At 42.1% G+C, this 2,326-nt stretch carries 3 protein-coding genes; all 3 read right to left on the bottom strand.

Annotated elements, in window-relative coordinates; genetic code table 11:
- On the bottom strand, positions 1 to 484 hold a 484-nt coding region (locus DSY56_RS11595; protein ID WP_112445814.1), incomplete at its 3' end, for a hypothetical protein.
- 12 nt (positions 485 to 496) lie between these two features.
- Complete coding sequence (locus tag DSY56_RS11600) at positions 497 to 955, bottom strand: DUF4231 domain-containing protein (protein WP_057488305.1); 459 nt, start codon at positions 953 to 955, stop codon at positions 497 to 499.
- Between the two features lie 311 nt (positions 956 to 1,266).
- Positions 1,267 to 2,326: DUF1542 domain-containing protein (locus DSY56_RS11605; RefSeq protein WP_160109934.1), on the bottom strand; the 1,060-nt coding region annotated here is incomplete at its 5' end.

Below are 2,326 nucleotides of genomic sequence, written 5' to 3' on the forward strand. Positions count from 1 at the left end.
TCTTCAATACAAAATGCTTGTCGCCAATTACCTTGACACTATAATCCTTCTCCAAAGCTGACTGGTAAATCCACATCAGATATTGTCTGTCCTGAGAACTCAAGAGAGAAGGATGTTCAAGTCTCCCGATAGTCTGATAAAAATCAAAAACAGAAGCTAACTCCTGCCAATCTGACTGGCTAGTTGTCAAGGCCAGAAAAAGGGCTTTGCGAGCTGATACTTCTTGATTAGCCTTGAGAGTTCCTTTTCCCTCCAAGTTTTTTAGAAAGTGGGAAACTCCAGAAAGCAAATCTTTCTCTAACTGCGAGAAATAAAAACCTTGCCTTCTCAGACATAAGTCTCTCAAGTCGCTTTCTCTAGCAAATAAGAGTTCAAACAGTTGATAATAAAAGAAAAATATCTGGCACTGGGTCGCACTCATCTTTTCCTTGTCGGCTTCTTTTTTTAACCAGAGCAAGGGCAATAGGTAGCTGGATTGATACATTTCCTCCACCTCCTACTCTTTTTGCCCTGGAGCTTCTGCACTAGCTGCCACTTCTTTTGACTGGATGCTTTCCCACTGGTTGATTTCCTCTGAGATAAGACCTTCGCATGTCTTGACAAATAGGGCAAAAGCCTTGGTTTTTCCTGCATATTTCTCCGTTTGGCATTGATAAAGGAATTTTTCTCTCTCCAGGAGTTGCGCAGTTTTTTGGTAAGAAATCCAGTGTTCCTTGGCATTATACAAATTGAGAATCCCCTCACACAGCAAGCCTAGACTGGACAAGGCAACCGAAATCAAACGGTAGCGATCACCTGGCATAGGAATAGCACAAAAGACCGCTATGAGAAAACCTGCCACGATTTCTGTTATTTTTAATACCTTATAGCGTCTACGATGTTGAACACTTTTCTTTAAAAAATGAGCTATCTGTACGTCCAATCGATCTGTCAGATACATTTCTTCTGGCGTCATATTCGTAACCCCTTTCATTTACTTTGATAATCATAGTATAACATATTTGAATATCAAAGTATAGTAAAAACTGGACTATAGCTTATTATAAAATCCAAATATGAAATGTTTGTGAAATGAGAGAAAAATATCACAAAAAGGATGGAACAAAAAGTTTCAAAATGATAAAAGCGCATAATACCTTGCCTTAAAAAGCTTGATATTATGCGTTTTATCAGAGAAAGATTTTCTGAATGTTCACCTCAAATTGAGTTTTTCCAACATTCTATCAATCACTATTCTAGCTAGTTTCCGACTCGTCTAAACTTTGCTTATCTTAACTGAGCAAGAATAGCTTTGAGTTTCTCAATCAACTCATCTTCTGTGTGGTCAGACTCTTTCTCATTGGCTAGGAAGGCAACTGCTTGAGCGAGAGCTTCTCGTGCTTGGTCGAGGGCTTTGACATCTACACTTGTAAGGTCGCCGTCTTGCAGAACCTTAGTCAATTCCTTAGTCAATTTCTTGAGTTCTGACTCTTTCTTACGACGAGCGATGAGGAAGAGAAGGAGACCAAGAAGGGCAAGTAGGCTACCAATCATGGTACCATATGGAAGATGACCTTGCTCTTTGCTTGTTTCTTTCATTTCCTCTTCATCCTTAGTCGCTTGCTTGCCTTTCAAGGACTCGAGTACTTCTTTGACCTTGGCAGTCATCTCTCTCAAGCCTGCCTCTGTCAAGTCAGCATTTCTAAGGGCTGCTTGACCCTCTCCGAGAATAGTCTTCGCAGCGTCGATGACAGATTGATCAATACCATCCAAGTCTTTCAAACGAGTTTCCAAGTCTTGAATCAAATCTCTTAAGACGGATTTATCAACCTGTTTCTCTTGACTCGATTGAGCGCCTCCAGCGAAAGCTACACTTCTACGGCTACGAGCTGGTGGTGTCACAGAACTTTCAGATAGCCCTTGTGGAGACTCTGATTCTGTCGAATTTCCTACTTCCCTCTGTTGAGTAGATTGATCAGTAGCTTGATGCGTCGAATCTCCTGAATTAGCTGGAGTACTTGAAGTAGCAGGCTGACCTTGGTTGTTTGAACCGCCTGGACTACCATCATCAGATGGAGCTGGTCTATCTCCTTGGCTAGCCGTATCCCCTCTACTATCTGAACCTGCTTGGTTGCCACCATTACCTGGTGTGGATGAGTTTCCTTGGTTAGCTGTGCTGTTGGTCGTCGCTGTGGCAGTAATTTGGTTAATCGCTGTTTCTCCAGCCTGCTTAGCTTTCTCAACTCCTGCTTGGTCAGTCGCTTCATTGACCTTGCGTTTCGCTTCTGCCAAGGCGTCTTCAACCTTCTTAATCGCCGCTTTCTTCTCTTCTGTTGTTAAGTGCTGA

This window comes from Streptococcus sp. 596553 (genome assembly GCF_900411395.1).
Taxonomy (GTDB): domain Bacteria; phylum Bacillota; class Bacilli; order Lactobacillales; family Streptococcaceae; genus Streptococcus; species Streptococcus mitis_BA.

Bases quoted from the DNA above. Each gene is read 5' to 3' on its own strand.
- DSY56_RS11600 (WP_057488305.1), bottom strand. From the start codon at position 955: ATGACGCCAGAAGAAATGTATCTGACAGATCGATTGGACGTACAGATA.